The organism is Nonomuraea sp. NPDC048882, from assembly GCF_040649755.1.
GTDB classification, from domain to species: Bacteria; Actinomycetota; Actinomycetes; order Streptosporangiales; family Streptosporangiaceae; genus Nonomuraea; species Nonomuraea maheshkhaliensis.
Genome location: NZ_JBEZGB010000010.1, coordinates 1 through 20,524, shown reverse-complemented (window position 1 = coordinate 20,524; position 20,524 = coordinate 1). Strand labels below are relative to the sequence as shown.

The following is a 20,524-nucleotide window of genomic DNA, read 5'->3' as shown; positions in this document are numbered from 1 at the left end:
GGGGCACACCTTCTCACTTCTGGTGGCGCCCATGAACCTTTCTGGGGCTTCGTGGCGATACAGGGCGTGCGGACATGGATGAGCTGGATCGTGGTGGTGCCCTTCGGCCTGTGGGCCGTGGTCAGATTGAGCGGGTTCGAGCCGGACTTCCCGTGGGTGCCGGTGGTGTCGTACACGCCGTACGCGCTGGGCGCGGCCGTGCTCGCGCTGATCCTGGCCTGCGTGCTGCGGCGGTGGGCGGCGGGCACGGTCGCGCTGGTGTCGGTGCTGGCCATGACGCCCGTCGTACTGCCCCGCGCGCTCGCCGACGGCAACCCCGGGGCGAAGGGGCCCGCGCTGCGCGTGCTGGCGGCCAACCTGCTGGTGGGCGGCGCGGACACGGACGAGCTGATGGCCCTGGTGACCAGGCTGAAGCCGGACGTCCTGACGCTGCAGGAGTTCACGCCGGCCGCGATGCGCCGGCTGGAGGCGGCCGGGCTGCGGCGCGCGCTGCCCCACGCCGTCGCCCGTCCCCTGGAAGGGGTGGGTGGGTCCGCGATCTACGCCCGGCATCCGCTCGACGCCGTACCGATGATCAAGATCGGCGGGTTCGGGCAGGCCAGGGCCTGGCTGACGCACTCCGGCGGCACCCGGGTGGAGATCGTCTCCGTGCACCCGTGTGCGCCCAAGCGGACCCGCAGCACGCCGTGCTGGGCGGCCGGCCTCCAGGCGCTGCCGCGCGGCGACGGCAAGCTGCGGGTGCTGGCCGGCGACTTCAACGCCACGCTCGACCACCTGCCGATGCGCGACCTGCTGGCGGCCGGCTACCGGGACGCGGCCGACGTGATGGGACGCGGGCTGCGAGCCACCTGGCCGCAGGGTGACTCACCGGTGCACCTGCCCGGGGTGACGATCGATCACGTGCTGGCGGACTCGCGGATGGCGGTGCGGGCGTTCGAGGTGCTGTCACTCAAGCGCACCGACCACCGGCCCGTCTTCGCCGAGCTCCGGCTCCCGCGCTGACCCCTTCGTTCCTGGTTGTGGAGTTCCCGGGCTTGCCCTGCTCTTAGACTTGTGCCTGTGGTAGAGCCCAAGTTCGAGATTCAGATGCTGCACGACCGAGTCATGATCAGGTTGGAGCAGGAGGCCGAGGAGCGGCGCAGCGGCTCCGGGATCGTCATCCCCGCGACGGTCAAGATGGCCAACCGCCTGGCATGGGGCGAGGTCTGCGGCGTCGGCACGAACGTGCGCTCGGTCAAGGTCGGCGACAAGGTGCTGTTCAACCCCGAGGAGCAGTTCGAGGTCGAGGTGCACGCGAAGGTCTACCTCGTCATGCGCGAACGCGACCTGCACGCCGTCGCCACCCAGGAGACCGACCACGGCACGGGCCTCTACCTCTGACTCCTTAGATGAAGCGGGTGGCGATGGCGATGACGTCCACGCCGAGCGTCAGCAGCCCGAAGTACACGATCACGCCCGCGGCGGCGACCGTCACGATGAGCACGAGGATGCGGACGGTCCAGCCCTGCCGCTTGTACCACTCGGTCCAGGCGCGCAGGGTCTGCTTGCCGAACTCCAGCAGCTTGTGCGCCCAGTGGAACTCCGTGGCCAGCACGGCCAGCCCGGCGAAGACGACCAGCCAGCCCGGCCCGGGGAACGGCACCATGATCAGCCCGCCCGCCACCATGACGGTCCCGATCAGGCCGATCACGATCTTCAGGGTGAGCGCTCCTGTGCGGGTGGAGCGGATGCCGTCCAGCCATCCCTGGAGGCCGGTACGGCGCTCGGGCATGCTGGAACGATCGGCGGCCTCGTCCTTGATCACGTCGGCTCCGCCGGTTTCGGCGTTCTGAAACGGCACGATTACCCCCCGGCAGTCGGTGTGCTCCCCAGGATACGGCTCCGGGTCCGTGCCCACTTGCAGCTCGGTTGCAAGGACTCAAACCCCACACGAAGTAAAATTTCCTGCCAGCCCCGGCTTTGCCCGGCAAACATCGGTTAATGTCTGTTATGCCCGACGTTCTGCTCCGTACCGTCACCGGCCCTGTACGCGCCGCCGCCATCGAGGGCGCCGTACTCCCCCACGAGCACCTGCGCACCGACATGCGCTGGGCGGTCGGCATCGACTCCGACCCGCACCGCTGGCTCGACGAGGAGAGCACCGTCACCGCCGAGCTCAGGGAGCTGCGCCAGTCGGATCACGGGCTCGGCCTGGTGGTGGAACTGACCTGCCTGGGCATGGGCCGCGACGCCGCCGCCCTGGCCAGGATCGCGGCCGGGAGCCGGGTGCCGGTGATCGCCTCGACCGGCCTGTTCGCGGAGCCGTTCACGAACGTGGGCGAACAGGACGTGGACACCCTCACCGGCCTGCTCATGGAGGAGATCGTCAGCGGCGTGGACGGGACCGGCGTGTTCCCCGGCGTCATCGGCGAGGTCGGCTCCTGGGGCGCCGAGCCGACGCCGCGCGAGGAACGCTGCCTGGTCGCCGCCGCCCGCGCCGCGCTGCGCACGCGCCTGCCGGTCGCCACGCACGGGCGAAACGCCCCCGCCCTGCTGGAGATCCTGCTCGGCCAGGGCCTGCCCGGCGCGCGGGTGGCCGTCGGCTACGCGGGCGGCGACCTGGGCGCGGCCAGGAAGATCGCCGAGGCGGGCGCGTACGTGAGCCTCGGCTCCCTGGGCCTCGGCCACGAGCAGGTGGCCAGGATCGCGCTCGGCCTCATCGAGGACGGCCACGCCGACCGGCTCCTGATCAGCACGGGGGTGAACCGGGTGGCGCAGGTCGCCAAGTACGGCGGCCCCGGCTACGCCCACCTCTTCGACGCCCTGCTGCCGCGCCTGCGCGAGGCCGGGACGGACGAGGACGTCCTCCGCCTGATCACCCACACCAACCCGCTCCGCTGGCTGACCCAGGGCCTTTCCTGATCACGGGGGCCGATGCCTTCGTGATCACCTTGACCTCCACTGAGGTTAAGGTTGCACACTGAGGCGCATGACCTTCACAACCACGGAACTCGACTACCTCGCGACCCAGCGCCTCGGCCGCCTGGCCACGGTGACGCCCGGCGGGCAGACGCAGAACAACCCGGTGGGCTTCTTCCTGGACGCCGGGAGCGGCACGATCGTCATCGGTGGGCACGCCATGGGGAAGTCGAGAAAGTTCAGGAACGTCCAGCAGGGCAGCACGGTGGCACTCGTGGTGGACGACCTGGCCTCCGTCGACCCGTGGGTGGCGCGGGGCATCGAGATCCGGGGGACGGCGGAGGCACTGACGGACGCCGAGCCGCCGGTCCCGTTCTTCTCCCGGGAGATCATCCGTATCACCCCCACCAAGATCATCTCCTGGGGCCTGGACGGGCCGAGGGAGAGCCGCACGGTGTGAAAGCTCGCTAGGATCGGGACTACACGAGCCTGAGTCGGGGCCGCAGGAGCCTGAGCGGGTGGGGGATGGCGACCGAGGAGACGCGAGGGGACACGCACCCGCGCCGACTGCCCACCGCCTGGGCTCGCCTACGCCGCTCCCCCACCGCCCTCCTGCGCCCGCGCCGGTCATCCGCCGCTCTGTCGGGGCTGAGCCGGCTGGGCGACGTGCCGGTCGTGGTGATGCTGGCGTGGGCCGGATGGCTGGCGGTGCCGTGGTCGTTCAGCGGCCTGGCCCAGGCCCGCGCGGCCGCCGCGGCCGCCGCCGCGAACACCGAACCACCCCGCCTCCACTCCTCAACCACCACCGCGGACGCCGAGCCACCGAGCCGCCATTCCCGTGCCACGGACCGCCCACACTCCCCCGCCACCGCGACCGCGCATCACCCAGCGCTCGCTGAACCATCACGGGCGGCATGGGGTGTCCCTAGCGTCCACAAATCGCCATTCGCCACCATTCGCCCGGGGCAACCCGACACGACCCCGCACGTCGGCAGCCCGGCGGCACCACCAACACTGCCGCAGGCGGACGATGCATCGACCCAGGTGGACGTGGTGGCGCTGGAGCGGGCCAGGATCGCCGGCGAGGTGCATGACGTGGCCGGACACGGGCTCGCCGCCATCGCCATGCAGGCCGGCATCGCGCTCGTCTTCCTCGACGAAGACCCCGAACAGGCCAGAGCCTCACTGCAGGCGATCAGACAGACCAGCACGACGGCTCTCGCGCAGCTGCGGGCGGCACTCGACGGCATCGACCCACCGGACGGCGACCTGGCCGCACTCATCGACGGCGTCCGAGCGGCGGGACTGCCGGTGGACGTCGAACCCGCCACCCTCACCGAATCCGCTGCCCTGACCGATCCCACCGTTCTCACCGTCCCCGACCACCTCCGGGAGACCGTCTACCGGGTGGTGCGCGAGTCGCTTACCAACGTGCTGCGCCACGCCGGCCCGACCAGAGCCTTCGTCCGCGCGACCGAGGACCGGCAGGAGTTCGTACTGGAGGTGGCCGACCGAGGCGCCGGCCACGCGGGAGCCCCCGAAGGGCGGGGCTTGGCAGGAATGCGCGCCCGAGTCACCGAGGCAGGCGGCCACCTCACGGCCGGCGCCAGAGAAGGCGGTGGCTTCCAGGTCGTAGCCAGATTCCCGCAGGTGCAGGCATGATCGACACCAGTAGCGCCGCCCGGGCAGACAGGTGAAGGTGTGACCGACACCGGCGACACCTCCCACCAGGCGGGCAAGGACGTGATCAGGGTCGCCATCGCCGACGATCAGGCGGTCGTCCGGATGGGGCTGCGGGCGCTGCTGGAGCGGGAGCCGGGCATCGAGTACGCCGGAGAGGCCAGCGACGGGCAGGCCGCGCTCGCGCTACTTCGCCGGGCCCGCCCCGACGTCCTGCTGCTCGACATCCGCATGCCCGGTATGGACGGCCTGACCGCCCTGCGCGCCATCGCCGCCGACCCCGCCCTGCGCGCCACCAGGATCGTCGTGGTGACGACCTTCGCCGTGGACGAGTACGTCTTCGCCGCCCTCCAAGCCGGGGCCAGCGGCTTCCTGCTGAAGGACAGCGACCCCGCGGAGCTGGTCAACGCCGTACGCGTAGTGGCCGCCGGCGAAGCGCTGCTGTCACCGGCGATCACACGGAAGGTGATCGGCCTGTTCGGAAGGGCAGGCGCGGAGCCGGTCGAGGGGCTGGAGACACTGACGCCCCGGGAGCGGGAGATGGTGGCGTGGGTGGCCACCGGCCGTTCGAACGACGAGATCGCCGCCGAGCTGACGATCAGCCCTGACACCGTACGCACCCACGTCAGCCGCGCCCAGGTGAAACTGCATGCCAGAGACCGCGCCCAGCTCGTGGTGTTCGCCATCCGAGCCGGCCTCGCCCTCCCCACCTGACCCCGATCAAGCCCGCCAAATCCGGCTATTTCAGGAACCCTTCGTAGTTGCGCTGCTGAAGCTGGGATTCGATCTGCTTCACCGTGTCCAGCCCCACCCCCACCATGATCAACACACTCGTCCCCCCGAACGGAAAGTTCTGCTGCGTTCCCGGATCCCGCAGGATCGCGAACGCCACCAGCGGCAACAACGCCAACACCCCCAGGTACAAGGCCCCAGGCGCGGTCAACCGCGACAGCACGAACGCCAGATACTCCGCCGTCGGCCGCCCAGGCCGGATCCCCGGCACAAACCCCCCGTACCGCCGGATGTTGTCCGCCACCTCCACCGGATTGAATGTGATCGCCACGTAGAAGTAAGCGAACGCCGCGATGAGCAGCACGTACACGGTCATGTAGAGCGGATGCGACCCCGCGGTCAGGTTGAGCTCCACCCACGCCCGCGCCTCCGCCCCGAGCAGCGGCGCGGCCAGCGTCGGCAGGTACAGCAGGGACGAGGTGAAGATGACCGGGACGATTCCCGCCTGATTCACCTTCATCGGGATGTACGTGCCCCGCCCCCCGTACATCCGCCGCCCCACCATCCGCTTGGCGTAACTCACCGGGACCCGCCGCTGCGCCTGCTCGACGAACACCACGGCCGCCACCAGGCAGAGCCCGGACCCGACCATCACCGCGAAGCTGAACGGGCTGAGCACGAAGATCTTCGACATGTACGCCGGAAAGACGGCCACGACCTGGGTGAACATCAGCAGGGACATGCCGTTCCCGATCCCGCGTTCGGTGATCAGCTCGCCCAGCCACATGACCGCGCAGGTCCCAGCCACCATGGTCAGCACGATCACCGCCACGGCGAACAGCCCGTCGTCCCGCAGCAGCGGCCGGGCGCAGCCGGGCAGGAGCTGCCCCGCGCGGGCCAGCGCGACGACCGTGCCGGCGTTGAGCACGGCCAGGCCGACGGTCAGGTAGCGGGTGTACTCGGTGATCTTGGCCTGCCCGCGCGAGCCCTCCTTCCTGAGCGCGTCCAGGCGGGGCACCACGACGGCTAGGAGCTGCATGACGATGCTGGCGGTGATGTACGGCATGACGCCGAGCGCGAACACCGACAGGTGCAGCATGGCGCCCCCGCTGAGCAGCTGCACCATGTCGAACAGCCCGCCGGAGGCCGATCCCGCGCACTCGCGCACGGCCACCACGTCGACGCCCGGCGCGGGCATCACCTGCCCCAGCCGGAACAGCCCGATGAGTGCGAGCGTGAACAGCAGTTTCCCGCGCAGTTCCGGCACCCGGAACGCCCTGGTCAAGACGGTCAGCATGAGCAAGGAGTCTGACCGCCGCGCGGGCCGGGGTCGTCCGCCGGAACGAGGCATCGGCGTACGCAGATCCGCGTACCCGCATCCGCGCGGCCCGGGCTACGGTGATCGCGTGAGCACTGTGTGGGTGATCAGCGGGCCGCCGGGCGCGGGCAAGTCCACGGTCGCGGCCGAGCTGCTCGCCCGCCTGTCCCCCGTACCGGCCCTGCTCGACAAGGACACCGTGTACGGCGGCCTGGTGGCGGAGGTGCTGCGCGCCCACGGCCGTCCGGACGGCGAGCGCGAGGGCCCCTGGTACGACGAGCACGTCAAACACCACGAATACGCGGGGCTGACCGTGATCGCCCGCCAGATCCGCGGCCACGGCTGCCCGGTCGCGCTGGACGGCCCGTTCACCACGCAGGTGCACGACGCGGCCCGGTGGGAGCGGTGGGTGGAGGAACTGGGCGGCCCGCCCGTCCGTCTGTTGTGGGTTCGTTCCGATGGCCCGACCCTGCGCGAACGCCTGACGGCCAGGGGCCTGAGCAGAGACACGGGCAAACTGTCCGCGTTCGATGATTATCTACGCGCCATCCGGGTGAACGAGCCGCCGGTCGTACCGCACCTGGAGATCGACAACCGACGCGGCGCGCCGCCGATCGGGCAGCAGCTCACGGCGGCGGGCATCCCGCCGCGAGCATGTGCGGCGGCCGAGTGAAACGGCCAGGTGCCAGCAGGTGTACCGCGAAGCGTACGACGCCTGCAAGAGGCACTTGCGGCGAAATATCGCGCTAAATCACCAAATAGTCATCGTCCCGAGCATCCGTGATCGCCATATGCCCCGGCAGATGCCCGATCGCGTACTCGACGCCGCTGGCCAGCACCGCCGCCTGCGGCGTCACCCCGCACGCCCAGAACAGCGGCACCTCCCCCGCCCGTATCTCCACCGGATCCCCGTAGTCGGGCTTGCTCAGATCGCGGATCCCGATCGCGGCCGGGTCGCCCACGTGGACGGGCGCGCCGTGCACCATCGGATAGCGTCCGCTCACCTCGACCGCGGTCGGCACCAGCGCCTCCGGCACCGGCCGCATCGACACGACCAGCGGGCCCGACAGGCTGCCGGTCGCCTCGCAGGGCAGGCTGGTGACGTACATCGGCACGTTCGTCCCCGCCTCCAGATGCCGCACCGGCACTCCGGCCGCGAGCAGCGCCCGCTCGAAGGTGAAGGAGCAGCCGATGAGGAACGGCACCAGGTCATCGCGCCACTCCGCCACCACGTCACCGAGGTCGGCCACCGCCACGCCGTCCCGGTAGAGGCGGTAGCCGGGCAGGTCGGTACGCAGGTCGCCGGAGAACAGGTCAGTCGACCAGGCCCCCGGCTCCCCCACGTCGAGCACCGGGCACGCCTGGGGGTTGCGATGGGCGAACAGCAGCAGCTCGTACCGCAGCCGCTTCGGCACCGCGATGAGGTTGGCCTGCGCGTAGCCCCGGCACCAGCCGGCGGTGGGCACTCGCTCACCACCGCGGAAGCGCTCCCGCGCCTGCGCCGGGCTCAGTTCGGCGACGTCCACCTTCTGACATTAAGAGCCCGGCGTGCGCCGGTCCACCACCTGGGAGCGGGTCGCGTACCCGTCTTGACGCCTGGCTCCAGGCCGAGCGGATCTTAGTATTCGACCTCGAACGTGTGATGGCCGAGCGCGTACCCGTCGCCCCGCGGGACCACGTACCCATGCCCGACCAGCCGCTCCAGGCTCTCGCGCACTTCCTCCTCCGTCAGCCCGCACGCCCGGACCACCGCGCCGAGCCCCGTGCCACCGGACTCCACCACCTGAGACGCCACAGCCTCGTAGACGTGAATATCCACATCCGACAGTGCCTGCACATCATGACGCTGAACGTCATGGTCCTGCACATCATGAGCCTTACTCATCATCGCTGCCTCGCTCCCTCCCTCAGCCGCGCGGGGTCGACCTCGCGATCCGGGACACGGCGCAGGTATTCGGCTTCGAGCTCGTTCGTCCGCGACGTGTGGTGGGTCAGCGCGTCGTCCGAACCGTGGAAAAAGGTATCGCTCCGCGTGGCGTGCAAATGGCGCAGCTCACGCACCAGATCATCGTCGCTGAGCTGGGCCGGATCTATTCCCATCGTCGTCATGGGCTCCCCCTACCCCAGGAAGCTCCGAACAATATCTGTCACATTTCCTGACATAGAGGCATTGTCTGTAAGACATCGCCGCCTTACCTTCCCGTTATGGACCTCGAGCTCAGGCACCTCAGGATCGTCCGCGCGGTCGCGGACGCGGGAAGTGTGAGCAAGGCCGCGTCCCTGCTCGGGCTGGCACAACCGGCCTTAACCGCACAGCTCAAGCGCATCGAGAGGCTGCTCGGCGGCACCCTCTTCGAACGCGACCGCCACGGCGCCAGGCCCACCCGCCTCGGCGAACTCGTGCTCGCCAGGGCGCGCGTGCTCCTCCCCGCCGCCAAGGAGCTGCAGGAGGAAGCCGTACGCTTCGCGCACGCCCCCTCTCCCGGCTTCCGCATAGGCGCCACCAACGGGCCGATACTCGGCGGCCTCGTCGACCGGCTCGCCACGGAGCGCAAGGTCAGCACGTACACGTCCTGGTCGGCCCGCGAACTCAACGGCATGGTCGAAATGGGCCGCCTCGACTACGTACTGACCGGCGCCTGCGGCGACTCCGGCACCCCCACCGGCACCCTGCTGTGGGAGACGATCAGCCTCGACCCGGTCTTCTGCCTGGTCCGAGACGCCCATCCGGTGGCCAAGGAGAAGGAGGTCGAACTGGCGGACCTCGCCGACGAACAGTGGGCGGTGACGCCCGGCGACGGCTGCTTCGCCGACTGCTTCGCGATGGCCTGCGCCCGATCCGGCTTCACCCCCGGCACCATCTACGAGACCGACGTACCGACCTGCGTCCACCTCGCCCAGGTCGGCCGCGCCGTCGTCCTCTGCCAGGCCACCCACCAGGCGGCCCCCGGCCTCACCATGATCCCTTTGGCCGGCGCCCCGCTCCGCTGGCGCCAACTCCTCGGCCGCCACCCCACCGCCCCCGAAGCCGCCTGGGTCGTCGCCCAGGCCAAACAGGCCCACATGGACGCCGTACGCCGCAGCCCGATCTACTCGGACTGGCTGGTCCGCAACCCCGGCTACGGCACCGCCCCCTGACCCTCCACCTCCCTACTTTCACCAGCACCGGAACCGGCACGCACACCCTGGGCCCGAACCACCTCATAGCCCCACTTTCGCGGCGAGTGCGAGCCGCGCCCCCGTACTCGCCGCCCCTCCCCCACCCGCCCCCGGAGCTCCCAGCCCCCGACTATGATCGACTTACGCTCCACCGACAACGACAGACGTGGAATGATGTCGGCGGAGACCTGTCACCCATCCAGCGGGCACCGCTATCGCATCCGATGCTCTAGCCTTAGCTTGCGCGGGGTGGCATGATCCTCTCGTCGCCGTACAACTCAATCCAGGGGCGGTAGCTCAGCCGGTCAGAGCATCGGACTCATAATCCGTGGGTCGTGGGTTCAAGTCCCACCCGCCCTACCTTTCCACCTGGTGCTCTACCTGCGGCTACCTTGATCCCGTCGAGTCCGCAGGGCGATGGTTCCCCGCTTGGGAGACCGAGGGGAGACCGCCAGTCTCGGACGCCCCCGTCACCACGACAGCCCGGGGCACCAGGGCAGCACTCGCTTCGGCCGCTTCCCGCGCCACCTCCGGCAGAACCGTCGTGTAAAGATCGGCCGTGATCGAGATGCTGGAGTGCCGCAGCATCGCCGATGTCGTCTTCATGTCGTTCCCGGCCGCCAGGGACAGTGTGGCCGCGCCATGGCGAAGATCGTGCAGCCGGATCGGCGGCAGACCGGCCGCGAACGTCAACCGCTCGAAATGCTCGCTGACCCAGTCGGGCGTCAACTCGCTGCCGTCCACTTTGGTGAAGATCCGCCCGCTGTCGATCCACGCCGACCCCGCCGCCAGCCGCTCCGCCTCCTGCCGCTCCCTGTGCGCCCGAAGGACAGCCACCGTTCCCGAGTCCAGCGCGACCACCGCGTCCGACGACTCCGTCTTGGGCGAGGATGAGGAGCACACGGGCCCGCTGATCGGCGTCAGTATGCGGATTGCCAGCCAGCGCTACGAGCGCTTCCACGCTCAATAACCTCTCCACCTCCCAGGGATCTAGTGGATATATCTCGCGCAAGTAGGAAACCGTCTCGCCGTCATCTTCATCAGCTAGCGAATCCCAGTCGATAACATCTGGATTTGCCATCACTATGGCTCCCACTCGTCTTGGTTCGTGGCGGGCGGACCGCGGCATCCCTTTCGACGCTCGGCAGTGGGCTCGGAGTGCACTTTGAGGGCGAAAAGAGGATCTCTCAGCCAGCGACCTTGACCGTGCCGACCTTAGCGGAGACCTCACCGATGATGGTGAGGTGGGTAAGGAATCCAGGCCTCGATCGGATCGGCCGAATCGGCGCTCGTTCATGCCGGGGTACAAGCACACCTACCGCCGCTCGGTTCAGCAACGGTGTCGCGGCGCGTCCAGTTCCCGGCAGCAGTGCAGGCCGCGGGGCACGGCGCGGCCGTGACGGGCATGGTGCCGAACGTCTCGGCGCACTCGCGAGCGTATAAACGGAGCAAGTCATGCATGCGGTAGCGACCGGTGCCGAGCGCCTCCACCAGTTGGCCCTCGACCAAGCTTTCTAGTAGCTCGTCGGCGCGTCCGACAGGAAGGTCGGCCAGAGCCGCGACTGCCTCCGGACCCACGTCCTTGCATCCGAACACTCCTAGCAGTCGGAACAGCCGCGCGGCGTCGACGCCGTCGCAGCCCCTCGTAAGATCTCGGTAGCTCACCTCGAAGCTGGCACGGATCGCCCGATCGCCCATCTGGAGTTCGGCCAACCGGTGCGGCTCGCTCGTGAGCCTGTCCCTCAGCGCGGCGACCGACCAGGCCGGCCGCGCGGCCAGACGGGCGGCCACGATGCACAGCGCCAACGGCAGGCCGTCACACAACCGCACCACACTGGCCGCAGCCTCAGGTTCCGCCTCGATACGTTCCGGCCCGACCAGGCGCGACAGAAGCAGGCCTGCCTCCTCCTCGGCCAGCACGTCGAGGCCACGATGAACGACACCGCTGAAAGGAGCGAGCGTGCGCCGAGAGGTGATGATCACACCGCACCCGAGCCCTCCGGGAATGAGCGGACGCACCTGCTCAGCATCGCGAGCGTTGTCCAGCACCACCAACACCCGTTTGTCGCTGGTCATGGACCGGAACCGGGCTGCCGCCTCCTCGACCGAGGCGGGCACGGCCGCCTCCGCCAGGCCCAAAGAGCGCAGGAACCGCTTGAGCACTTCATCAGGTGGCGGCGACTCGATGTCGACGCGGGCGCCGTGCAGATCCACATACAACTGGCCATCGGGGAAATGACTGGTTATCTGATGCGCGGCATGGATGGCCAGTGCCGATTTGCCCACTCCGCCGACGCCGCTGATCGCAAAGATCGCCGGCTGCCGGGTGCCGCCGATCATGTGGTCACACAGACGTTCCACCTCGGTGGCCCGGCCTGTGAACGCGCCAGTGTCGGCGGGCAATTCAGCCGGTACGAGACAACCGGTTGCCTGCTGGAACGGCGCCTGTGGCACCATCGAGAGGGAGCTGTTGATGCGCTCATGCGCCTGCTGAATCTCCGGACCCGGGTCGAGGCCGAGCTCCGTATGGAGCAGCTCGCTGACCGTCCGATACGTCTCGAGCGCCTCCACCTGACGTCCCCCTAGAGAAAGCGCGAGAATCAGCTGAGCCCAGAACCGTTCATGCGTGGGGTGCGCATCAACGGCCGCTCGCAGGTCCGGAATCACCTCGACGGGCTCACCCAGCCTGATGCATACCTCGAACCAGCGTTCCTGCGCGCGCAGACGTTCCTCTTCCAGGGGCGGCACAACCTCACGGTGCAGGGATTCCGAGGCGACGTCGGCCAGGACGGGGCCGCGCCACAGCGCCAGCGCCTCACGCAGCAACTGCGCCTCTTGCCCGGCGTCATCCCGCGATCTCACCTCTGCGGCCGACCCTACGAGATGGCGGAAACGCAGCACGTCCAGCGTCTCCGCACTGGCTTGTATCGAGTAGCCCAGATCGTGCGTCCTTATCAGATGCCGCCCACCACGTAGAGCATGCCGAAGCCGGGCGATATGCGTATGTAAGGAAGCCGACGGGTCAACCGGGAGGTCGTTCGCCCATATCCGATCAATCAGCTCATGCCTGGTGACCAGATTATTGGCCTGCAACAGCAGAGCGACTAAAGCCACTCGTTGTTTAGCCGCCGCAATGATAACTGGAGCTCCCCCTCTGACGATCTCCAGCTGGCCGAGAACGCTGAAATGCAGCCCATCGCCTATCTTCTCCATTGTGTCGAACACCACTCCACCGCCTGGACCTCTCTCCCACCACTCGGCGGAAGCTCGTCGGACAGCTCGGCCACACGCCCGCTAGCTTGACCTCCCCGACAGCGTTAGCGCCCAGGCCAGCAGTCCGAACGCAGTCGTGGATGTGATCACACGGACGATATTCCAGCTCGCCCACCGCGCCTCGTTGAACCTCTCCCGGACCGCGGCAAGGTCGATGCGGTCGGGATCCCCCGCTGCCTTGATCGCGTCATTGAGAGGCACATTGATCGCGATCGTGATCACAAATGTGATCGCATACAGGACTAGCGCAGCAGCGACCCAGCACAGACCATCACGCCCGATGTGAGCGACCGTGGCGAGAATGGTGAACACCAAGGCGCCGAAGAAGCCACCTCCCAGGAACCACGGATTGATGATCGCCCTGTCGATGGACTGGAACGCACCGACGAAAGTCCGATCGTCCGTCCGCCCGAGACCTGGCATGATCGTATGCGCGTAGAGGCCGAACACTCCTGCCACCAGGCCCGTCGATATGGTGGCAATCATCAAGGCGGCGATCCGCATTCCTTCCACAAAATCCTCCTCGTATGGCTCAATTGCAACCCTGGGCGTCTACGATTTCATCGTGTTCTTTCGCGCGCCTTACTTGAGCCTGTCGTCCCTATTCGTGCGGCATTGGACGGTCGTAGGCCGTGTACGTTGCCGGCAAGGACGTCAAAGCTGCCGTTGGATGACCTCTGGCGTTTCGGGTGCGGCACTCGTCTGGATGTCGTGCTTGTCGCTCGCGGAAATGAGACCGAGGTCGTGCAGAATGTCGGCAGCCTTGTCCCAATACCCGCGCGCGTCGTGAATCTTGCCGAGATCGTGCAGAGCCTGGCCCAATCCCCACAATCGTTCGGCATACCCGTAGGAGCCGCCGTGCCCCGCACGGCGATCGAGGTCGAGGGCCTGCTCGAAATGGCCGGTCGCACGCTCTGGCCAACCCGCCAGTCGGCAGGCTTCAGCGAGATTGCCCAGCGCGGCCGCATGGAGCCGACTGTTGTCAGCGGCCTGAAAGACGGCAATGGCTTGATTGTGCAAGCGGGAGGCGTCGTGGAAACGCTCGATCCGTTGGTGGACGAGTCCGAGGTTGGTCAGCGTGATCCCTGCGCCGAGCCGGTTGCCCAGCTGACGGTGGATCCGGAGCGCTTGCCGATGGTAGTCGATGCTCTCGGCGTAGCGGCCCTCACGGCACATGGCACTGCCCAGATCGTCGAGCAGGGTGGCCTCATGACGAGGCACACCCACCTGTCGATAGGCACGCAGTGCCTTTTCCAGGTGGGGGACTGCGTCGGCCATCCGATCGCTGGCCGACAGAGCGGTACCCAGATTCTGGTGGATGATGGCCAGGTACAGGGGGTTGCCCGACCGGATGGCGGCCTCCATCGCGGTTTCGCAGATCCGCAGTTCCTGCCTCCAGCGGCCGCGAGTGAAGAGCACGTATGACAACGCCGCGGCCAACGCGACAGTGACATCGTCGTCCCGGCTTCCGGCCGCCTGTCGCACCACGGTCACCAGGTTGTGTCCTTCGGTATCGGTCCAGGACAGCGCCTCTTCCCGCGTCCTCAGCGCGATCCCGTCGTGGGGTGAAAGGGCTGGCCCCACCTCGGCTCGCCACAGTTGCGACCGGCTGAGCGCACCCACTGCATGGCGCGCGGTGGCCAGGTAGAAGTCCAGGAGACGTCGCACCGCGTCGGCCGCGTCGCGCTCTTCTGCGGCGCGCTCACGGGCGAACAGGCGCAGCAGGTCATGCATGCGGTACCTGCCGGGCACGTACGTTTGCACCAGTTGCGCGTCCGCCAGCAGTTCGAGCAATCTCTCAGCCTGCACGGCAGGCACGTCCGCCAGCGCGGCGGCGGCCCGAACACCGATGTCATGGCCGTCGAAGAGGCCGAGCAGTCGGAACATGCGCGCGGCCGACCCGCCGGCGGTGCAGGTCAGCAAATCCTGATAGCTCACCATGAAACTGGCGCGGATGGCCTGATCATCCGCCTTTTCCCCACTGCCCGGCCACCGTTCGACGCCCTGAAGTCGGCTGGCCATAGCCGAAATCGGCCAATCAGGCCGTATGGCCAGGCGAGCGGCCACGATGTGCAGGGCCAACGGGAGCCCGCCGCAGCGCCGTACCACCTCCGCGCTCGCCTCCGGCTCGGCCTCGAGACGCTCAGTGCCCAGCAGCCGTCCGAGCAGCGTGTGCGCTTCTCCCTCCGGTAGCACGTCCAACTGTAGGTGCCGCACTCCGTCGAGGGAGGAGAGCATCCGGCGGCTTGTCACCAACACGCCACACCCCCTGTCACCGGGCAGCAGCGGACGTACCTGCCCCGCATCCCGCGCGTTGTCCAACACGATGAACAACCGCTTCCCGCGCGTCATCGAACGGAACAGATTCGCTGCTCCTTCCACCTCGTCGGGAATCGCCGAGGCAGGCGCGCCCATCGCATACAGAACGCGGCCCAGCGCCTCGCGCGGCGTCAGCGCGGGCACATCGGGAGTGGCTCCGTGCAGGTTGACGTACAACTGCCCATCGGGAAAGCGGCTGGCGATCCGATGGGTGACGTGGATGGCCAGTGCGGACTTCCCGACGCCGCCAGGCCCGGCGATCGCCGCCACCCCCAACTGATCCAGCGCGGATATCAAGGACTTCGCCTCGCCGGTTCGACCGGTGAACGTAGGCGCATCGGCCGGCAACCGGCCCACAAGCGGACTCGGGTCTGGCTCTGCTGAAGAGCGATCAGCGGCAACCGCCATGACGGCGCTACCCTTCACCTTCTCCGACCCGGGGGCGGCATCCTCTCTTGTTATCCCCAGGTGGGCTGGCTCGATCGGCTGCTGATGCAGGACCAGAGCCTGCACCTGTCTCATCTCCTGGCTCGGCTCCAGGCCGAGCTCCTGGCGGAGCCTACCGCGTACCGCCTCATATGCCTCTAGCGCCTCCGCCGGGCGCCCCGACTGATAGAGGCACAACATGAGCTGCGTGCACAACCGCTCGCTCAGTGGGAAGGCGCTCAATGCCGCCCGCAACTCACCGATGACCTGCGCACCCTGGCCGGAGCGCAACGCAAGGTCGAACCAGCGCTCCTGCACGCTCATGTGCTCTGCGGCCAGAGTAGGCACCTCTTCACGATGCAGCACATCCGATGGCACATCGCCCAGCAACGCTCCACGCCACAACCCGAGCGCCTCTTGTAGCAGGCCTTCAGCATGACCTTGATCCTGGGTTGCCTCGGCCACAAGTCGCCGAAATCGCAGCAAGTCCAACGATTCGGGACATGCCCGCAGGAGATAGCCGCCCTGGCTGGTCTCGATCAGGCCCGGTTCGTCTCGACCGTCGCCCAGCGTGTGCCGTAGCCGCGCCATGTGCGTATGCAGCGAGGAACGCGGATCATACGGACCCCCGTCGTACCACAGCCGATCGATCAGCCGCTCCATCGAGACATACCGATTGGCGTGCAACAGCAACGTTGCCAACACGATCCGTTGCTTGCTCGCGGCAATCGCAAGCGCTGTTCCGTCGCGCTCAACCTCCAGGGGACCAAGCACACGGAAAACAAGCACCTCAACCTCCTTCGGAACCATCAGAGGCATGTGAGCAGGCGCAACGCCAGCGGCTGCGCGGTCCTAGAACATCTACGGGCGGGAGGCCACGTGCGAAGCTCCTCCTCTCGCACGCGAAGATAGACACCCGTCTTTTCACATGCCTTTCGTGACGCTTTCGCCGCAGGCTCGTTCGTACGGATCGCCCGTCGGAGTGCCACAGTCCTGCGCGAGGAGAAGGAGAAGGTCCACCAGGTCGTTTACGGCGCGGACAACATCGCACGCGAACACTGACCCCGCACGGCCTGGCCAGCGTCGGGCTCGGCGACGAACAGGTGGTCTACACCCAGGTCCATCTACGTGTGGTCGTGACGGAGCACTCGATGTGTGGCAACTCTCACGGGCCGGCGCCGATCGGCCACCCCGTCCAGGGCGTGGTCGGCTTGTCGGCCGCACCAGGTCCGGACGGTGTCCACACTCACGCTGCGGCGATGGGAGATCTCGTTGTTGGAGTGGCCCCATCCCGCGTCCAGCACGATCCGAACGCGGATCACCTGCTGCTAAGGGGCAGTGCGCGTGGGCAAGGGCGAGGGATCGCCCAAGGCCATCAAGGAGACGTGGCGGTGGTCGCTGACCCGCAGCACCGACGCGAGAGCCTCCCAAGGGACGCCAGCACTGCAGGCAGCCTGATCAGGTCGGGCTCGACTCGGCCAGCCCGTCGCGCACAGGTTCGCGCGAACCCGGCGACAATCTTGGTCAGCATGTGGCACACCCCAACTGCCCCAATACGCCCGGGTCAATGCCCAGGCGAAGGAGCGCGATCTAGTGCCGACGAGGGGGCGCGCTCGGGTGCCTGGCCGTCGGCTGACGGCACCGTGCCCCGGCCAGCCACCATCGCGACGATCACCTGGCCAGCCGCAGCGACGCACATCAAAACGATTGATGCATGCCAGCCCGAACTGACGGTGTGCAGCAGCCCGAAAATTGTCGGTCCTGTGGCGGCCAGCAGGCGCCATCGCTGACAACGCGCCAGCCACGGTCGCATCCTGGGCACGCATGCTGAGGAAAGCCAATGCGAGCACAAGGCAAACTCCGCCGCCCAGCCCGAGGACAACGCTCCACAGCAACGCCCATCCCGGCGCCACCAAAAGTCCAAGGTAGCCAGCGAGCAAAACCACCGACCCTACCGTCGCCACCGCGCGTTGATCAGACACCCGCCGGAGTACGGTGGGCACCACCAGGGTGGTCAACACCCCGACTGCCTGGAACAGAAACAGCAGCCATCCCGCCGCGGCCGCACCAACTCCACTATCCCGGAACACCTGCGGCAACCACGTCACAAGGACATAAAAGCCCAGCGACTGCAACCCCATGAATGCCGAGACCGCCCACGCCAGCGGCGATCCCCACGGCAACCGGTGCCTGCGAATCGCCTCCGAGGCCTGCCGCGAAGTCTGCGACCGTGGAAGCCACAGCACGACGGCCGCCAGCGCGAGCACGATCCAGCAACCCAACGCGGAAGACCAACCGCCAGGGGCGACCTGACTGATCGGCACCACCACCCCGGAGGCCACCGCGGCCACAGCGCCCATCACGGTGGCGTATGCGCCGGTCAGCAGCCCCACTTTGGTGGGGAAATCGCGCTTGATCAGGCTCGGCAGCAGCACATTGCCCACGGCGATTCCTGCCCCGATCAGCACGGTTCCCGCGAACAGACCGACTGCCGTCGGAACCCACCGGACCGCGATCCCGAGCGTCAACACCACGAGCGCGCCCCAGAGGAGCCGCTCGGGTCCCCACCGCGCCGCCAACCGCGGAACCATCGGGGATATTGCGGCAAACGCCATCAATGGCAGCGTGCTCAGCAGACCCGCCGCGACCGGAGCCAACCCCAGATCGGCCTGCACACGATCCAGCAACGGCCCAACGCCAGTCAGGCTCGGCCGTAGATTTGCGGCTACCACGAGCAACGCGCACACCAGTAGCGCCCTATCGGACCGCTCCGTCGACCGCTTTACATGTGGTGAGAACAGGGTGAAACGCTCCTTCGGCACGTGTCGACCTCTCATGCGGAATATGGATTCCGTATTCCGGATCGGAACCTGGGCAAGGGATCGTTTCGGATGTCAACTCCGCAGACCCGCCGCAAGACGCGTACGGACGCCGAATGCAATCGAGATCGTGTCCTGCATACGTCTCGCGCCTTGTTCGCCCAGTCCGGCTACGACATGCAGATGTCGCAGGTCGCACAGGCGGCTGGCGTCGGCATCGGGACTCTCTACCGCAAGTTCCCGACCCGGGAGACCCTGATCGAGGCTATCGCTAAGCACCGAGCCGCCGAGATCGTCGCCAACGCACGCCAGCTCACCGGCGCCGACGATCCGGCTCAAGGCTTGGCCGGGTTGCTCCACTACGTAGGCGAGGCGCTGGCCGGCGATCGCGGCATTTCCGAGGCGATTGAGAAGGTCATGGGCTCGGCCGAGCCACGGGGCGAGCCCCGTAAGGCACTGCTCCCCCTCGTCGCGAAGCTGATCGACCAGGCGCGGGTGAGCGACAGGGCGGGGCAGAACGTGACCACCGCGGACATCAACATTGCCATCTGCGGCCTGGTGGCGGTCATCCGCAACGCAGCGGGCGTTTGGCAGCGGTATTTCGAGGTCGCGCTCAATGGTCTCCGTCCTCGCTGACCGAACGCTCACCCGTCTGGACCATGCTCCGTGAACGAATGCTCCACCTCGCGATCCGCTACTGTATCGACGCCTCGTAGTGCGGCAGGTCACATCGTCCCTGGTGGCACTGGCTCCCGGGAGACGGCCATACCCCCAAGGCCGTTGCGGCACCACGTCGAGCTCGAGTATCCAGGCCGCAGAGATGATCCACCATCACCTGTAACGTGTCTCGCCGTAGACAAAGACATCAGGGGCCTGCACGGGGTGAGCAGGCCCCCAACGGCACGCCAGCTTCACTGATCACTGAAGCTATTTCATCCCCCTGGTGGCGGGGTGCTGGTCACAGCATGATCGCGAGCCTGGCGTTCGCCTGACGACGTAAGAAACCCCTGGTAGATGGATTGATCACCACAACCAGATCCGTCACAACCAGGGGCTTCGGATGCTTTTCTATCGTGCTGCCGTCGATTTGTCGCGTTCAACGCTGAACTACGTTGCTGGCCTCATCCGCCGGCATCGCAAGGCGATCGGGTCGGCCTGGCGGCTGCTCAACCCGGGACAGCAGGCGCTGCTGGTGCTGGTCTACCTGCGCAAGGGCGAAACGTTCACCGAGCTCGGAGCCGGATTCGGGGTGTCGACGGCAACCGCGTGGCGGTACGTGGAGGAGACAGTCGCGCTGCTGTCGGCACGCTCGCCCAAACTCGGCCAGGCGCTACGCAAAGCCAAGCGGGACGGGCTGCACTACCTGGTGCTGGACGGCACGCTGATCCACATCGACCGGGTCAAGGCCGACCGGCCCTACTTCTCCGGCAAACACCGGGTGCACGGCATGAACATCCAGGTCATCGCCTCACCCGATGGGACCATCCTGTGGACCTCCGGAGCGCTACCAGGCAAGGCCCACGACCTGAGCGCCGCCCGGATCTGGGGCATCCTGCGCGCGCTGGAGCAGGCGGGCATCATCACCCTGGCCGACAAGGCGTATCAAGGAGCCGAAGGCCCGGTCCGGACCCCGTACAAGGGCAAGAACAAACCCGAGTCCCAGAAGCAGGCCAACCGAGCCCACGCCAAGCTCCGCGGGCCCGGCGAACGAGCGAACGCCCAGCTCAAAAGCTGGAAGATCCTCCGAAAGCTACGCTGCAGCCCCAGCAAGGCAGGCCACCTCTGCAAGGCCATTGCCGTCCTTCAGAGTGCGTTCCGCGAGCATATGCCTGTGATGTCGCTATGTGATCGTATGGATTTGTAGCGTTACCGCCGGTCGGTGGGGTCTGCTGTGCTGGGA

At 67.7% G+C, this 20,524-nt stretch carries 20 protein-coding genes and 1 tRNA gene; 11 read left to right on the top strand and 10 right to left on the bottom strand.

The features are described from left to right. Positions 1–78 precede the first annotated feature (78 nt). Together AB0C27_RS32085 and AB0C27_RS32080 are read left to right on the top strand one after the other, a co-directional pair. Entirely contained in the window at positions 79–1,002 is a 924-nt protein-coding gene (locus tag AB0C27_RS32085; RefSeq protein WP_357851485.1) for an endonuclease/exonuclease/phosphatase family protein, read from the top strand. A 57-nt stretch (positions 1,003–1,059) separates the two neighbouring features. After that, a complete protein-coding gene (locus tag AB0C27_RS32080; RefSeq protein WP_103957875.1) occupies positions 1,060–1,380 on the top strand; it encodes a co-chaperone GroES in 321 nt (106 codons plus the stop codon). 4 nt (positions 1,381–1,384) lie between these two features. Here AB0C27_RS32080 and AB0C27_RS32075 read toward each other — a convergent pair whose 3' ends face one another. Further along, positions 1,385–1,840 carry a TIGR02611 family protein gene (locus tag AB0C27_RS32075; protein WP_357851482.1) on the bottom strand — a complete coding sequence of 152 codons (456 nt, stop codon included), beginning with the start codon at positions 1,838–1,840 and terminating at the stop codon, positions 1,385–1,387. Between the two features lie 149 nt (positions 1,841–1,989). Here AB0C27_RS32075 and AB0C27_RS32070 point away from each other — a divergent pair, with 149 nt between their 5' ends. The 4 genes from AB0C27_RS32070 (at position 1,990) to AB0C27_RS32055 (ending at position 5,292) form a co-directional block, all read left to right on the top strand. Continuing rightward, entirely contained in the window at positions 1,990–2,901 is a 912-nt protein-coding gene (locus tag AB0C27_RS32070) for an aryldialkylphosphatase (protein WP_357851479.1), read from the top strand. Positions 2,902–2,968: 67 nt separating this feature from the next. Then, positions 2,969–3,358 (top strand): PPOX class F420-dependent oxidoreductase, encoded by a 390-nt coding sequence (locus tag AB0C27_RS32065; RefSeq protein WP_357851476.1) that lies wholly within the window; start codon positions 2,969–2,971, stop codon positions 3,356–3,358. Positions 3,359–3,423: 65 nt separating this feature from the next. Further along, complete coding sequence (locus tag AB0C27_RS32060; protein ID WP_357851473.1) at positions 3,424–4,560, top strand: sensor histidine kinase; 1,137 nt, start codon at positions 3,424–3,426, stop codon at positions 4,558–4,560. Between the two features lie 39 nt (positions 4,561–4,599). Then, positions 4,600–5,292, top strand: coding sequence for a response regulator transcription factor (locus AB0C27_RS32055; RefSeq protein WP_357851470.1), 693 nt, complete (start codon positions 4,600–4,602; stop codon positions 5,290–5,292). Positions 5,293–5,317: 25 nt separating this feature from the next. On the opposite strand, the gene secY is transcribed toward AB0C27_RS32055, so the two are convergent. Continuing rightward, positions 5,318–6,607: a preprotein translocase subunit SecY gene (gene secY, locus AB0C27_RS32050; protein ID WP_357851467.1), complete on the bottom strand. Its 1,290-nt coding sequence runs from the start codon at positions 6,605–6,607 to the stop codon at positions 5,318–5,320. Positions 6,608–6,716: 109 nt separating this feature from the next. On the opposite strand from secY, the gene AB0C27_RS32045 reads away from it, so the two are divergent. Next, positions 6,717–7,301 carry an AAA family ATPase gene (locus AB0C27_RS32045; protein WP_357851465.1) on the top strand — a complete coding sequence of 195 codons (585 nt, stop codon included), beginning with the start codon at positions 6,717–6,719 and terminating at the stop codon, positions 7,299–7,301. 73 nt (positions 7,302–7,374) lie between these two features. On the opposite strand, the gene AB0C27_RS32040 is transcribed toward AB0C27_RS32045, so the two are convergent. From AB0C27_RS32040 to AB0C27_RS32030, 3 genes are all read right to left on the bottom strand, one after another. Continuing rightward, positions 7,375–8,154 (bottom strand): putative hydro-lyase, encoded by a 780-nt coding sequence (locus AB0C27_RS32040; RefSeq protein ID WP_357851462.1) that lies wholly within the window; start codon positions 8,152–8,154, stop codon positions 7,375–7,377. 92 nt (positions 8,155–8,246) lie between these two features. Continuing rightward, entirely contained in the window at positions 8,247–8,465 is a 219-nt protein-coding gene (locus AB0C27_RS32035; protein WP_357851459.1) for a hypothetical protein, read from the bottom strand. A gap of 47 nt (positions 8,466–8,512) precedes the next feature. After that, on the bottom strand, positions 8,513–8,737 hold the full coding sequence (locus AB0C27_RS32030; RefSeq protein ID WP_357851456.1) for a DUF6158 family protein: 225 nt from the start codon (positions 8,735–8,737) through the stop codon (positions 8,513–8,515). 96 nt (positions 8,738–8,833) lie between these two features. Between AB0C27_RS32030 and AB0C27_RS32025 the strand changes: the two genes are divergently transcribed. After that, entirely contained in the window at positions 8,834–9,766 is a 933-nt protein-coding gene (locus AB0C27_RS32025) for a LysR family transcriptional regulator (RefSeq protein ID WP_357851453.1), read from the top strand. A gap of 307 nt (positions 9,767–10,073) precedes the next feature. After that, positions 10,074–10,147 (top strand) — tRNA-Ile (locus AB0C27_RS32020). Between the two features lie 27 nt (positions 10,148–10,174). Here the strand turns inward: AB0C27_RS32020 and AB0C27_RS32015 are convergent. The 5 genes from AB0C27_RS32015 to AB0C27_RS31995 all read right to left on the bottom strand — a co-directional run bounded on the left by AB0C27_RS32015 (position 10,175) and on the right by AB0C27_RS31995 (position 18,642). Further along, entirely contained in the window at positions 10,175–10,531 is a 357-nt protein-coding gene (locus AB0C27_RS32015; RefSeq protein WP_357852471.1) for a tyrosine-type recombinase/integrase, read from the bottom strand. A gap of 549 nt (positions 10,532–11,080) precedes the next feature. Beyond that, a complete protein-coding gene (locus AB0C27_RS32010; RefSeq protein WP_357851450.1) occupies positions 11,081–13,000 on the bottom strand; it encodes a BTAD domain-containing putative transcriptional regulator in 1,920 nt (639 codons plus the stop codon). A gap of 81 nt (positions 13,001–13,081) precedes the next feature. Further along, entirely contained in the window at positions 13,082–13,564 is a 483-nt protein-coding gene (locus AB0C27_RS32005; RefSeq protein WP_357852468.1) for an anthrone oxygenase family protein, read from the bottom strand. Positions 13,565–13,714: 150 nt separating this feature from the next. Beyond that, entirely contained in the window at positions 13,715–16,615 is a 2,901-nt protein-coding gene (locus tag AB0C27_RS32000; RefSeq protein ID WP_357851448.1) for a BTAD domain-containing putative transcriptional regulator, read from the bottom strand. A 518-nt stretch (positions 16,616–17,133) separates the two neighbouring features. Then, the gene (locus tag AB0C27_RS31995) at positions 17,134–18,642 is read right to left on the bottom strand and encodes an MFS transporter (protein WP_357851445.1); all 1,509 of its coding nucleotides are present in this window, start codon (positions 18,640–18,642) and stop codon (positions 17,134–17,136) included. 54 nt (positions 18,643–18,696) lie between these two features. Here AB0C27_RS31995 and AB0C27_RS31990 point away from each other — a divergent pair, with 54 nt between their 5' ends. Both AB0C27_RS31990 and AB0C27_RS31985 read left to right on the top strand, forming a co-directional pair. Then, positions 18,697–19,260: a helix-turn-helix domain-containing protein gene (locus AB0C27_RS31990; RefSeq protein ID WP_357851442.1), complete on the top strand. Its 564-nt coding sequence runs from the start codon at positions 18,697–18,699 to the stop codon at positions 19,258–19,260. A 424-nt stretch (positions 19,261–19,684) separates the two neighbouring features. Next, entirely contained in the window at positions 19,685–20,488 is an 804-nt protein-coding gene (locus tag AB0C27_RS31985; protein WP_357851439.1) for a transposase family protein, read from the top strand. Positions 20,489–20,524 lie beyond the last annotated feature (36 nt).